The organism is Alishewanella longhuensis (assembly GCF_014653435.1).
In the GTDB taxonomy this organism is placed as follows: domain Bacteria; phylum Pseudomonadota; class Gammaproteobacteria; order Enterobacterales; family Alteromonadaceae; genus Alishewanella; species Alishewanella longhuensis.
Window position 1 is genome coordinate 60,682 of the sequence record NZ_BNAO01000011.1, and the last position, 13,151, is coordinate 73,832.

11 protein-coding genes are annotated in these 13,151 nt (G+C 48.1%); 5 read left to right on the forward strand and 6 right to left on the reverse strand.

Translation table 11 applies throughout. The features are described from left to right. Nucleotides 1-63 precede the first annotated feature (63 nt). Nucleotides 64-924 (forward strand): DUF4394 domain-containing protein, encoded by an 861-nt coding sequence (locus IE163_RS16690; RefSeq protein ID WP_189434141.1) that lies wholly within the window; start codon nt 64-66, stop codon nt 922-924. Continuing rightward, nucleotides 914-1,531: a methylamine utilization protein gene (locus tag IE163_RS16695; protein ID WP_189434142.1), complete on the forward strand. Its 618-nt coding sequence runs from the start codon at nt 914-916 to the stop codon at nt 1,529-1,531. Before IE163_RS16690 ends, IE163_RS16695 begins: the two co-directional genes overlap by 11 nt. Before the next feature lie 32 nt (nt 1,532-1,563). Here IE163_RS16695 and IE163_RS16700 read toward each other — a convergent pair whose 3' ends face one another. From IE163_RS16700 to IE163_RS16725, 6 genes are all read right to left on the reverse strand, one after another. Then, complete coding sequence (locus IE163_RS16700) at nt 1,564-2,292, reverse strand: 3'-5' exonuclease (protein ID WP_189434143.1); 729 nt, start codon at nt 2,290-2,292, stop codon at nt 1,564-1,566. 2 nt (nt 2,293-2,294) lie between these two features. After that, on the reverse strand, nt 2,295-4,163 hold the full coding sequence (locus IE163_RS16705) for a DUF294 nucleotidyltransferase-like domain-containing protein (protein WP_229833625.1): 1,869 nt from the start codon (nt 4,161-4,163) through the stop codon (nt 2,295-2,297). A gap of 7 nt (nt 4,164-4,170) precedes the next feature. Then, nucleotides 4,171-5,802, reverse strand: coding sequence for a BCCT family transporter (locus tag IE163_RS16710; RefSeq protein ID WP_189434144.1), 1,632 nt, complete (start codon nt 5,800-5,802; stop codon nt 4,171-4,173). An 86-nt stretch (nt 5,803-5,888) separates the two neighbouring features. Next, nucleotides 5,889-7,205 (reverse strand): carbohydrate porin, encoded by a 1,317-nt coding sequence (locus IE163_RS16715; RefSeq protein ID WP_189434145.1) that lies wholly within the window; start codon nt 7,203-7,205, stop codon nt 5,889-5,891. A 221-nt stretch (nt 7,206-7,426) separates the two neighbouring features. Then, on the reverse strand, nt 7,427-9,613 hold the full coding sequence (gene katG / locus IE163_RS16720) for a catalase/peroxidase HPI (protein ID WP_189434146.1): 2,187 nt from the start codon (nt 9,611-9,613) through the stop codon (nt 7,427-7,429). Nucleotides 9,614-9,769: 156 nt separating this feature from the next. Then, nucleotides 9,770-10,045, reverse strand: coding sequence for a hypothetical protein (locus tag IE163_RS16725; protein WP_189434147.1), 276 nt, complete (start codon nt 10,043-10,045; stop codon nt 9,770-9,772). Between the two features lie 218 nt (nt 10,046-10,263). Here IE163_RS16725 and IE163_RS16730 point away from each other — a divergent pair, with 218 nt between their 5' ends. The 3 genes from IE163_RS16730 (at nt 10,264) to IE163_RS16740 (ending at nt 13,148) form a co-directional block, all read left to right on the forward strand. Then, entirely contained in the window at nt 10,264-12,024 is a 1,761-nt protein-coding gene (locus tag IE163_RS16730) for an ABC transporter transmembrane domain-containing protein (RefSeq protein ID WP_189434148.1), read from the forward strand. A gap of 85 nt (nt 12,025-12,109) precedes the next feature. Then, a complete protein-coding gene (gene crcB / locus IE163_RS16735; RefSeq protein ID WP_189434149.1) occupies nt 12,110-12,490 on the forward strand; it encodes a fluoride efflux transporter CrcB in 381 nt (126 codons plus the stop codon). Between the two features lie 115 nt (nt 12,491-12,605). After that, entirely contained in the window at nt 12,606-13,148 is a 543-nt protein-coding gene (locus tag IE163_RS16740; protein WP_189434150.1) for a hypothetical protein, read from the forward strand. The last annotated feature ends 3 nt before the right edge of the window (nt 13,149-13,151 follow it).

Consider the following 13,151-nt stretch of genomic DNA (forward strand, 5'->3'; position numbering starts at 1 on the left):
GCTGAACTGTATGAAAACCGTTACTGTATAAGACTGATAGTCATAGTGTAAAAGGATACCGTTATGAATTTTGCGCGTTCTGCGTTAGTAGCTAGTTTTGTTGTCGGCTTGGGCTTGGCAAATCCAGTGGCAGCAAATACGCTGCCGGAACTAAAAGGCAATGAGTCGTTATGGTTAGTGACGCAAAGCCAACAATTGATGAAAGTGAATGCCAAATCACCGATGCAAATACTAGAGCAAAAAACCTTAACGGGTTTGGCAGACAATGAGCAAATACAGGGTATAGATTACCGTGTTGCTTATGGTGTACTTTTTGCCCTTTCAAACAAAGGCCAACTCTATACGATTAACACTGCTACTGGTACCGTATCGGCGGTTGGGGAACCGTTAACTGCAGGCACGCTGCAAACTGCACAGTATGGTTTTGATTTTAATCCGGCAGCTGATCGGATCCGCGTAGTGAACGCCCTCGGCCAGAATTTACGGTTGCATCCTGAAACGGGTGCTTTAGCGTCGACTGATCCCGCTTTGCATTATGCCGCCACTGACCGCCATGCTGGCAAAGAACCTGCTATTGTTGCCGCGGCTTATACCTACAACCAACAAGATGCTAAACTAACCACTAACTACGCTATCGATATGGCAATGGGAACCCTGGTAACACAAGGCAGTGTTGAAGGCACTGAGCCAGCGGTGTCTCCTAATACCGGGCAACTTTTTACGGTAGGCGCTTTGGGTATTACTGATTTACAGCAAGTCTCATTCGATATATCCGACCTTAATAATATCGGACTGATTGCGGTGAGCACTAAAACAGACACCGCTACAACCTTATATCAGGTGGATTTAGCCACTGGTAAAGCACACAAAGTAGGTGTTTTAGCAGAGGGTAGCGCCTTAGCGGGGATTGCTATTGAGCCTTAAACTTTCCTCAAGCTGGCTGCTGGGCTTACTTTACTGTTACAGCACCACGCTTTATGCCAATACGGTAACGGTTAGTGTGGTCGATGGTGATGGTAAGCCTGTTTCAGCTGCAGTGGTCTTTCTTGAATCAACAGCGGCCAGTGCCGCTTTGCAGGCCGCCGCTCCGGTGAAAATTGTGCAGCGCGACAAATCCTTTATACCCGAGATCACTATTGTGCCGCGAGGCACTGCGGTAAGCTTTCCAAATGAAGACACTGTTCGCCACCATGTTTATTCGTTTTCCCCGGTTAAACAATTTGAAATAAAGCTTTATGTTGGTACACCAACTGAGCCGGTAGTGTTTGAACAAAGTGGTGTGGCAGTATTAGGCTGTAATATTCATGATGAGATGATTGCTTGGGTTGTGGTATTAGACACACCTTATTATGCCAGCAGTGATGCGGCCGGGATGGTTAACCTTAGCAACATTCCCGAGGGCGATTATACTCTGCGGGTCTGGCATAAAGATTTACTAAGTGAAACGGATATCCCTAGCATTGCACTGAGTGTTACGGCGACTAACTCCCCGCAACGCGTTATTTTACCGCAGTTAGTGCCAATGTTTTAAGTCGGCAACTTAGCGTTATCTGACTAGCGGCATTAATCCCAAAGCTCGTTCACCGCGGTAGTGATCGGAAAACGATGCGTCAATTGTGCTAAAAATAGCTCAGCACAGGCTAAGGCATCCGTTACCGCGTGGTGAGGTAAGTAGGGCGGTAAGCCATAGCGAGATCTACTGGCGGCCAAGCGAATTGACGGTTGTTGTTGTTTACGTAGCTTTTGCCACAGCGTTAAAGGTTTGGCCCGATAGAGCCGCCCCTCCAGTGCCATGGTATCAATTACTGGGAATTGCAGTGTTTCTCGCAGGCGGACGTTTAGCGCCGCCGCTAAAAACTGCCTCTCTATATCGGCGCAATGCACCAATAACACCTTACCGGCAATGGCGGCTAAAAACTCCGGCAAAATATCCAACAAATCTGGCGCGTTGGCCAAAGCACTGTCGGTAATACGGTGGATTTTCACTGAGCTGCTGGTTAGCGCAAAGCGCGGCTTTACCAGCCATTGCTGGGCTTGCGAGCTTTGAACTCGCTGACTGGTTAGCGGTACCAGACCAATACTGACAATACCATGGCAACGTGGATCTAAGCCGGTGGTTTCTAAGTCCAAGGCCAGCAGGGGCGTATTTGCAATCGCTGTTCTGCCATCGACCATTCCTGCAGCATAATACTGTTGCAGCAACGGCTGCTTACTTTGCTGAGCCAATTTAGCAAAGCGTTGCTGCCAATCCACCGGGGCGGCTTTAGGTAATTGCGAACCGAGGTATAACATGCTTAAGCTTGAAAATGAAATTTAAGAAACTTCTGAGCGTTGGCCAGTACCAAAAAAGCAGCCTTTAAATGTTTGCGCTCAAATTCAGAAAGTTGTCCAGGTTCGACATTATTATCCGGTGTTTGCTGTTGTTGCAGAGCTGCTGCCTGATGACGGATCCTGGTCATCGCAATTACTTCGTAAGCGTCACGTAAATCTTCGGCGCGGCCTTTGGGTAAAAGGTTACGCTCGCTAAGCACAGCTAGCCGCTGATAAGAGCTGCGAGCCTGACTGCCCATTGATAACGCGTAGATGCGCAATAAATCGGCGAACGGAGCGGTACCGCGACGTTTGATATTAAGCGAGTTGTTTTGCCGGCCATCCTCTTCCATAACAAAGTCCTGGAAAAAGCCCAGCGGCGGCGTGCGGCGCAGCGCATTACGGGTCATCGAGGCTAAAAAGGTTTTGCTACCCGGCGCACTTTGGGTAATTTGTTGGTTGAGTTGCTTGGCCCAGTCAGTATTACCCCAAACGCCATCTAAATCGAAGAAGATATTGCTGTGTAACAGTTTTTCTGCAGTAGGTTTGCTAAGCCAATCCTGAAAGTACCCCTGCCATACATGCAGTGGCTGGCGCCAGCGTGGGTTGGTTGCCATAATGTCGCCGCTACAAAGTGGATAACCACACTCAGCTAAACCATCACAGACAAAGCTCGCCAATTTTGCAAAGTAAGCATCATGTAGCTCTGGATCGTAGCTGTTATCCAGTACTAAGGCGTTATCCTGGTCCGTCACGATTAATTGTTCATCACGCGCCATCGAGCCTAAAGCTAAAAAACAGTAGGGGATCGGCGGTGGACCAAGGGTCTGTTCTGCGAGTTCCAGCAGTCGCTGTTTAAAACTGCGGCCAATGGTGGCCATCGCACTGCCAATCATTTGCGAATTAGCATCTTCGTTTACCATGCGCACAAAACAGGCCTGCACTGCGCTTTTTAACTGTGCTAAGTCACTCACGGATTGCTGTTGATAAATGCTGCTGACAATAAATAGACTATTATTGGATTCATGTCGGATAATATCAGCAATAGCGATAATACCGACCGGCCTTTGCTGTGCTAAGACCGGAAGATGATGCAAATTGTGTCTTAACATCAACAACATGGCCTCAAACACAAATTGGCTTGCCTGCACTGTTACCAGCTGTTCGGTCATAATTTCCGCCACCGGGTTAGCCGTGTTTAAGGCTTCAGCCACCACCCGATTACGTAAATCCCGATCGGTAATCAGTCCGATGATCTGCTCAGGCTGGGCGGGGTTGGTTAGCAATAAACAAGATTCGCCAGCCTCACGCATGCTAATAGCGGCTTGCTGGATACTGGCTGCGGCTGTTAGCAGTAAAGGCGGACGGCTTAATAATTCGCTGACTTTAGCACTCATCAACTGGTGGTTAGCAGCTTTTTCAATACGCGGTTCAGCACGGCGCTCTGCATCGCCCACCTCGACGTAGTCTGCAAAAAACTCATTTTGATCAAACAGCTGTTCAAAGGCTGCAGCAGGGATCAGATAAATAAGGGTATCCTGTAACGCCTTGGCTGGGAAACGGACTTTTTTTCCTCTGAGCAATCCTTGCTCACCAAAAATGCCTCCCTCTGATAAACGATTATAGAGATCACCATTGCGGCGAAAGGTTTCGACCACACCGCTGCGAATAAGATACAACGCATCCAGTGGTGCGTTGTAAGCCAAGATATCGCTGCCAGCCCGAAAATAGCCGACATCAATTTGCTGTGCTAGGTTAAGCTGCTCTGCTGCAGACAGCTCCTGAAAAGGCGAATGTCGCTTTAGGAAGCTTAAAATCTCTAATTGTTCTATTTCCAGCTCATTTTCGCTCATATATAGTTTATTTTACTCTGGGCTCAGACATTAAGCCTTTAACAATAGCGACACAGGCAGCCAATAACACCAAGGTGAAGGGCAAGCCGGTTGAAACCGCCATAGCCTGTAGAGCCGTGAGTCCCCCACCTATCAGTAAGGCAATGGCTACCAGCCCTTCAAAGGTGCACCAAAACACCCGTTGCACGGTTGGTGCATTGACTTTACCGCCGGCAGCAATAGTATCAATGACCAGGGAGCCGGAATCTGATGAGGTAATAAAAAATACAATAACCAGCACGATAGCAATAAAAGAGCTGAGCTGTGCCAACGGTAAACCATCTAACATGGCAAATAATTGCAAGGGTAAGGCCGCCTCAGCGGCTGCCTGATAACCTTCTTGTACCACCTGACTAATAGCGGTGCTACCAAAAACCGTCATCCAAAATATGCAAGCCAATGAAGGAATGAGCAAAACGGATATTAAAAACTCGCGCACGCTGCGACCTCGTGATACCCGGGCGATAAACATACCGACAAAAGGTGACCAGCTGATCCACCAGGCCCAGTAAAAGGTGGTCCAGCCTTGTGAATAATTAGTATCTTCCCGGCCAATAGGATTAGATAATGCCGGCAAATGCTGCAAGTAACTTGCAAGGTTGTTTGCAAAGCCAGTAAAGATAGCCAGTGTAGGGCCAACAATAATTACAAACAGCAACAGTAGCGCAGCCAGCAACATATTGATTTCAGACAGGCGCTTTACCCCAGCCTCTAAACCGGCCACAACTGAGATTAATGCCAGAGCGGTAATGGCAATAACTAAGATCACTTCCGTGGCTGTGCCGCCAGGCAAACCAAATAAATAATTAAGGCCGGCGCTGGCTTGAGAAGCACCAATACCTAAAGAGGTGGCAAGACCAAATAGCGTGGCAAAGACAGCCAGAATATCGATGATATGCCCGGGCCAGCCCCAGACCCGTTCGCCTAAGATAGGGTAAAACACCGAGCGTATAGTTAGCGGTAAGCCTTTGTTAAAGCTAAACAGCGCAAGTCCAAGTGCTAAGATGGCATAAATAGCCCAAGGGTGTAATGCCCAATGAAAGATGGTTGCGGCCATTGCCAGCTCAGCGGCGGCGGCATTATTACCAGCTGCACCCGCCAACGGTGCCCAATCAACTCGCGCACCTTCTTCATACTCTAGGCCCGCAAAGGCAGTACTAAAATGGGTTAGCGGCTCTGAAACGCCATAGAACATCAAGCCAATGCCCATACCTGCAGCAAATAACATAGAAAACCAACCCAGATAGCTGAAGTCGGGGGTTGCTTCGGTGCCGCCTAAGCGCACTTTACCCAGTGGACTCACAATGAGCACTAAACACAGCAACACAAAAATGTTAGCTGCCGAGATAAAGAACCAATCAAGATTTGAGGTTAAGCTATTTCGCAGCGAGGTAAAAGCCGGGCCTGCCTGACTGCTAAATAATAGTGTTAACACCACAAAAGCAATAATGCCGAGACCGGAGATTAAAAACACTCTGTTATGAATATCTAAGCCAAAAGGACCTACCTTTACGACGATATTATCCTGGCCAATCTGGTAATCAGTATCGATCGGATTGACTTCTCCATCCGGGATCATCGGATCTTTATTTGTTGTCATCAGTCAGTTCCATGTTTTAGCAGTAAAAAGGTTTATCCAGAACTAAGGATCCCCTCAAAATTAAGGAGATCGTGCAGAGGTAATTATTAGAAGTAATACCCAATATTGATGTTAAAGCGGCGCTCAGTTTCTTTGCTGTTACCCACAGCACTGCCGCCAACAAAGGGCTGATTGCGGGCATGGACTAAATCAAAGTAAGTAAAGAGTCCACCGGCTGCAAGTGAGAAGCCGGTGACATTCATCATAGTATTGGCGCTAGCGTCCGATTTGTCGTAAACCAAGCCGTAGTTGTTGTAAAATTGTACACCTGTTACCGGGCCCCATTGCAATGGCAGGCTATAAGCCAAATTGAAGGTACCTGATTTTGCTTCAGCGGCGATACTGTCGTAAAAGCCATAGGAGCCAACCACCATCTGTTTGATATCATTAACATTATAAGCGTATTGAGTATGCTGTAATTGCAAATTCCAGTTGCCGTAATGACTGTTTAGGTGCAAACCCCAAGCATAATAATCACCGGCCCGGCGAATGCCATCATGCAAGCCGCCACTGAGTGCTGACACACCCACCTCGGTTTTGACACTATTGAATTCAGTGTGGTAGGCAAAGCGGCCACTAAGGGTATTGTATTCGCCTAGCGCTGCGTTAGGATCATCATAGATCCCTTCGCCAGGCAATCTAGCCGCAACGATATCATAAGAATAACGATCGGCACGGTTGCTAACATAGCCATCAACACCGCCCAGCTCATCGTTTTTAAAGAAACCCAAATCCAATTGCCAGTTGTTGGCCAGACGGCGTTTAAACAAAATACCGAGATCGTGGTCATCTTCCAGGCCAATATAGTAATTGGTGCTAAAAAAATAATTGTGAGAATTATAAGGCCAGTTACCAAAGGGAACCTGCGTTATACCCGTTTGCACTTGCCAATGCTCGGCGAGTTGATAACCAACATAGGCATATTTCACTGTGGTCATATAATCAAAAAAGCGGATTTCGGCATCTAAGGTCACATCGCCAACACTGCCGCTTAGATTTAAACGGAAAATATCAAAGTCAAAATCCCCGCCACGGTTTTTATTACCATCGCTGTAGGAGGTATGGCTATAGTTGGTGCGAATTGCTCCCCCTACGCGAATACCGTCTGGCTGCGCTGATGCCAGATCTGTTGCTGGCGCAGCATCAGCTGTTATGGCTACAGTAGCAGGCTCGACGCTGGTTGTCGTATCTGCTGCGACATTACGTTGCTCCTGGGCTGCCAAACGGGCCTCTAACTGAGCAATTTGTGCTTTTAGTAAATCAAGTTGAGCGCGTAGCTCTTGTTGTTCATCAGGCTCTGTAGCGGCAAAGGCTGGTGTAAGGGCAGTAGAAACAAAGAGGGCGAGAAAGGATTGTTTCAGCATAAAAGTCGCCTGCATTAGTAAAAAGTAGTACAGGTGGCTAAGTGTAGCACAAAACGCTGGTGTACCAATGATAGGGCTTTTTTATGTCTTTGATTAGGCTGACAAGCCAGCTAGAAAGAACGTTATTAGGCGTGTATGAGGCAGCTAAAGGTTTACCTAAGAGAGGGCCCAATATGGGGCCCTCTCTTACGGTCAGGGTTAACACCGCCCTGTTTTAACGATTAGCTTAAGTCAAAACGATCGGCATTCATCACTTTAACAAAGGCTTTAACAAAGTCTTTGACAAACTTCTCTTTGTTATCGTCTTGCGCGTAGACTTCGGCGTAGGAACGCAGTACCGAATTAGAGCCAAATACCAAGTCTACCCGGGTAGCGGTCCATTTTACCTCGCCGGTGTTACGTTCAACCAGTTGATAAGAATTACGACCAGTGGGTTTCCAGTGGTATGCCATATCGGTCAGGTTAACGAAGAAATCGTTAGTTAATACGCCAACCTTATCGGTAAAAACGCCATGCGCCGAGCCAGCAAAGTTGGTACCCAGTACCCGCATACCGCCGATTAATGCTGTCATTTCCGGGGCGGTTAAACCCAGTAACTGGCTTTTATCCAACATTAACTCTTCCGGCTGTACCACATAGTCCTTTTTCAGGAAATTGCGATAAGCATCATGGATAGGTTCCAATACTTCAAAGGATTCCACATCGGTTTGCTGTTGTGTCGCATCGCCACGGCCCGGTGCAAAAGGCACACTGATATTTACACCGGCAGCTTTAGCGGCGTGCTCTACTGCGGCAGAGCCACCAAGCACAATAAGATCAGCCAGGCTGACGGTTTTAGCAAAACCGCTTTGAATACCCTGCAGAACCGTTAACACTTTTTGCAAACGAGCCGGTTCGTTACCTTCCCAATCTTTTTGCGGTGCCAGGCGAATACGGGCGCCATTAGCACCACCACGATAATCAGAACCTCGGAAAGTACGGGCACTGTCCCAGGCGGTTGCTACCAGCTCGCCTACGGTTAAACCACTGGCCAGTATTTTGGCTTTTAGCTCACTAATATCGCTATCGGCCAGTGTCGCGTTACCGGCAGGAACCGGATCTTGCCAAATTAGCTCTTCTGCTGGCACATCTGGTCCTAAATAGCGACTTTTCGGGCCTAAATCGCGGTGAGTCAGCTTAAACCAGGCGCGGGCAAATACGTCTTCAAAGTAAGCTTGATCGCGGTAAAATCGCTCAGAGATTTTGCGGTATTCCGGGTCCATTTTCATTGCCATATCCGCATCTGTCATCATAGGCATACAGCGGATAGCGGCATCTTCCACATCTACCGGTTTATTAGCATCTTCAATATTGATCGGCTGCCACTGCCAGGCACCGGCCGGACTCTTCGTCAATTCCCAATCATGTTCTAACAACATTTTGAAATAGCCGTTATCCCATTTAGTGGGCTCGCTGGTCCAGGCGCCTTCAATACCACTGGTTACCGTATCACGACCAATGCCGCGGGTTTTATGGTTATTCCAGCCCAAGCCTTGTTCATCTATATCTGCAGCTTCTGGCTCTGGCCCTAAATTTTCGGCCTTGCCGTTACCATGGGCTTTACCTACGGTGTGACCACCGGCGGTTAAGGCAACGGTTTCTTCGTCATTCATTGCCATGCGGGCAAAGGTAATACGGATATCGTGGGCGGTTTTTAGTGGATCAGGCTTGCCGTCAACCCCTTCTGGATTAACATAAATTAAGCCCATCATTACTGCGGCTAGTGGGTTTTCCAGGTCGCGCTGACCAGAGTAGCGAGTGCCTTCGCTACCAGAGGGAGCCAACCATTCTTTCTCAGAGCCCCAGTAGGTGTCTTTCTCCGGATGCCAAATATCTTCGCGACCACCGGCAAAACCAAAGGTTTTAAACCCCATCGATTCATAGGCCATATTGCCGGCTAAGATCATTAAGTCTGCCCATGACAATTTGTTACCGTATTTCTTTTTGATTGGCCACAGCAAGCGACGGGCCTTATCCAGGTTGCCGTTATCTGGCCAGCTATTTAATGGCGCAAAGCGTTGATTACCGGTACCGGCACCGCCACGACCATCAGCAATTCGATAGCTGCCAGCACTGTGCCACGCCATGCGGATAAATAAACCACCGTAGTGCCCCCAGTCCGCTGGCCACCAGTCCTGACTTTGTGTCATCAGGGCTTTTAAGTCAGTTTTAACGGCGTTAAGGTCCAGTGATTTAAAGGCGTCAGCGTAGTTAAAATCATCGCCCAGCGGGTTGGTTTTCTTATCATGTTGATGCAGGATGTCTAAATTGAGGGCGTTAGGCCACCAGCTCATGACGCTCTTGCTGCTCGCGGTATTACCACCATGCATTACCGGGCATTTACCTGCTGAGTTATTGTTGTTGTCCATTGGTCACTCCTGTTAGGTCGTTGCAAAAACTTTTTACGGCTAAACCGTTAAAGATAATGCTATAGACTATAGACCCTAAGTGACGGTTTATACAGTGATTAAAATTGAATGTCCTAATAGCTTTTATCAATTAGGAGCTATCAAAAAAGCAGGTAGTTAGTATTGCCAACTAATACCATAGCGGCTGAAGGTGTCTGCCTCTCGGTTATACCAACGGCGAAAAGGTTCAACGTCAAAGCCATGTAATTGCGCTAAGTAGGCGTAGCGCATTGAGGTGCGCAGCATATCCGAAAAACGCCACACTTTGCCATATGCCAGCACGGTTAACTCCGGATGTTCGGCAAGAATATCAATGGCCTGCATTATGCGATGTAAATAACGCAGCTCAGCAGTTAACTCCGGGGTGACGGCATCATGGTGCTTGCTAGTCATTGCAATGGCTCCTTATGATTAACATTCCTCTATATCGGCTGTTCCGCTGCCAGATTTAGCGCCGTTATTACTGCGATGCCAATACTTTCACTAAGCTAATAATTCCAAAACACTTTTATTGAAATTGGCTAAATTTGAAAAATTCTTTGCGACCGCTTGTTTTAACGCCATGGCAGCACAATAAAGCAGGGTAAAGTTATTTATCAGAAGAGCTTCCTTTGTCTAAAACCACTCCCACTGCCGCAAGCATAGCGGTATTACCCTGGATTGCCGGCTTCCTAAAGCCCTATAGCGGCAAAGTGGCCGCGGCAATCGTGTTTTTGCTCATTGGCTCCTTAGCCTGGCTAGGTTTAGGGCAGGGGGTTCGCCTGTTGGTTGATGAAGGTTTTGTCACGGGCAATTCTGCCCGGCTTAATCAGCTGACCTTGTTGGTGTTAGCCATCACCTTAATCGCCTCTGTCGCCGTGTTTTTGCGCTTTTATTTTATGAGTTGGCTGGGGGAGCGGGTAAGCGCTGATATCCGCAATACAGTTTATCAACATATGCTGAAGCTCTCGCCGGCATTTTACAGCGAAACCCGTACTGGCGAGGTCATTTCCCGCTTTACCGCCGATACCACCTTGCTACAGAGTGTTGTGGGTTCGAGTTTATCGATGGCGCTGCGCTCGGGGGTGACCGCCATTGGCGGTTTACTGATGATGGCCTTTACCAGTTTTAAACTGACCGCCTTAGTGTTTATCGCTGTACCGATGGTACTGCTGCCCATTTTTATTCTGGGCAAAAAAGTACGGCGCTTAGCCCGGGATAGCCAGGATCGGCTGGCCGATATTGGCGCTCATGTTGATCAAAGCTTACATGAAATTCATACGGTGCAATCTTATGGCCATGAAGCGGCAGACGAGCAGGTATTCCGCAATAAAATAGAGCAGGTTATTGCCGCGGCGCGCGGCCGGATTTTTTATCGGGCGTTGTTAATTGGCTCGGTGATGTTGCTGAGCATTGGTGCTATTACCTTGGTGGGTTATGTCGGCGCGCTGGATGTCATTAAAGGCAGCGTCAGCCCCGGGCAGCTTACTGCGTTTTTATTCTACGCGGTAATGGTGGCAGGTGGGGTGGCCACCATTAGTGAAGTGATTGGTGAAGTGCAACGTGCCGCTGGAGCCGCTGAGCGGTTAATTGAGTTATCACAGATGCCGGTTGCCATTAGCGCCCCGGCAAAGCCGCATCATTTACCTGCCAGAGTCAGTGGCTCGCTGCGGTTTGACGCAGTAGCGTTTGCTTATCCACAGGCACCTGAGCAACCTGTGCTATCGGGGTTAAACTTACAAATAAAAGCCGGTGAACGTATCGCCTTGGTTGGTCCGAGCGGTGCGGGTAAAAGCACCTTGTTTCAATTGTTACAACGCTTCTACGATGTTAGCCGTGGTCAGATTTATCTGGATGATATTGCCTTACCGCAGCTGTCACCTCAGGTACTGCGCGCACAATTTGCGCTGGTACCACAAGATGCGGTGATCTTCGCCGATTCGGTCACCGAGAATGTGCGCTATGGTAAGCCCGAGGCCAGCCTGGAACAGGTTAAAGCGGCCTGTATTGCGGCACGGGCTGATGAGTTTATTGGCCAATTTGCACAGGGCTATGATACCCAACTGGGTGAGCGGGGTGTCCGCTTATCGGGTGGGCAGAAACAACGTATAGCGATTGCCCGGGCTATTCTGGCCGACCGACCTATTTTATTATTAGACGAAGCGACCAGTGCGCTGGATGCCGCTAGCGAACATGCAGTTAAGCAAGCGTTAGAGCTGGCGATGCAAAACCGAACCACCTTGATTATTGCGCATCGGTTAAGTACTGTAATCACCGCCGATCGTATTTTAGTCCTGGAAAAAGGTCAGTTAATTGCCAGTGGCAGCCATATTGAGCTTTTACAAAGTTGTCCCCTGTACCGGGAGCTGGCAGAATTACAGTTATTAGCGTAAGTGGCAGCTTGCGGCAATATTGTTGCTGTTGTTATTACTGTTGTCGCATAGCCACTGCGCAAACCAGGTCGAAAAAGGAGTCTTCATGTTAACCTCAATCCTGGCGATTAGTGCCGGGGCTTCTTGCGGTGCCGTGCTGCGCTGGGTCTTAGGTTCACATTTTAATCAAGTCTGGTCCGTGCTGCCGCTGGGTACCTTACTGGCTAACCTAATAGGAGGGTTACTGGTTGGTTTGGCGGTACCCTGGTTTTCTCAGCAATCTGGCCTGGCCCCCGAGTGGCGATTATTACTTATCACTGGTTTTTTGGGTGGCTTAACCACCTTTTCAACGTTTTCAGCCGAGATCATTGAAATGTTGCTAGAGCAAAAATTTAGCCATGCTATAACTACCGCTTTCATACATCTGTTCGGTTCGTTAGCATTAACAGCAATAGGTTTTATGTTGGTGCGCTATTTATCGCGATGATAGCAGGTTAATGAGCTTGCTTGGTCCTCAGCGCTTAACGTAATGTTGAACATAACTCGAACACAAATAAAAATTGAGCAACATACTGATACTAACAACGATCAAGGAGGTCGCTATGTTTAATACCCTTAGTAAAGTGATAAGCACATTGGTATTACTCAGCTTATGTGCCTTAGCACAAGCATCAACACCATCATTGCATCCCAAACTGGAAGTCTTTCGTCCTTATCTGGACACCTATTGGCAGGGTGACTTAACTCAGCCCGGCAAAACAGATAAAACCCTCGATCGCTCACACTGGAGCCGGGCATTAAATGGTATGGCGATTAAAACCGTGCACTCGATAAATGACGGCGTTTATGGTGGTGAATCGATGATTTTTTGGGATGAGGCCAAACAAAGTCTGGCGTATTACTACTTTACCACTGCCGGCTTCTATACCCATGGCACTATGGAGTTTGACAGTGAAAACAAGCTGATTATTGCTCGTGAAAAAGTCGAAAATAATGCCAATGGCATCACTGAGGTGCAGTCGAGCAGTGAGCTTAGTGGAGAGGTGTTAAAAGTGAGATCGCGCTATTTGCAAAATGGCCAATGGGTAGAGGGGCACAGTGCCAATTACCAACGGGTTGGCGCTATGCCAATCAAGTTTAACTGATTG

Bases quoted from the DNA above. Each gene is read 5' to 3' on its own strand.
- IE163_RS16690 (WP_189434141.1), top strand. From the start codon at position 64: ATGAATTTTGCGCGTTCTGCGTTAGTAGCTAGTTTTGTTGTCGGCTTG.
- IE163_RS16700 (WP_189434143.1), bottom strand. From the start codon at position 2,292: ATGTTATACCTCGGTTCGCAATTACCTAAAGCCGCCCCGGTGGATTGG.
- IE163_RS16705 (WP_229833625.1), bottom strand. From the start codon at position 4,163: ATGAGCGAAAATGAGCTGGAAATAGAACAATTAGAGATTTTAAGCTTC.
- IE163_RS16710 (WP_189434144.1), bottom strand. From the start codon at position 5,802: ATGACAACAAATAAAGATCCGATGATCCCGGATGGAGAAGTCAATCCG.
- IE163_RS16715 (WP_189434145.1), bottom strand. From the start codon at position 7,205: ATGCTGAAACAATCCTTTCTCGCCCTCTTTGTTTCTACTGCCCTTACA.
- katG (WP_189434146.1), bottom strand. From the start codon at position 9,613: ATGGACAACAACAATAACTCAGCAGGTAAATGCCCGGTAATGCATGGT.
- IE163_RS16725 (WP_189434147.1), bottom strand. From the start codon at position 10,045: ATGACTAGCAAGCACCATGATGCCGTCACCCCGGAGTTAACTGCTGAG.
- crcB (WP_189434149.1), top strand. From the start codon at position 12,110: ATGTTAACCTCAATCCTGGCGATTAGTGCCGGGGCTTCTTGCGGTGCC.
- IE163_RS16740 (WP_189434150.1), top strand. From the start codon at position 12,606: ATGTTTAATACCCTTAGTAAAGTGATAAGCACATTGGTATTACTCAGC.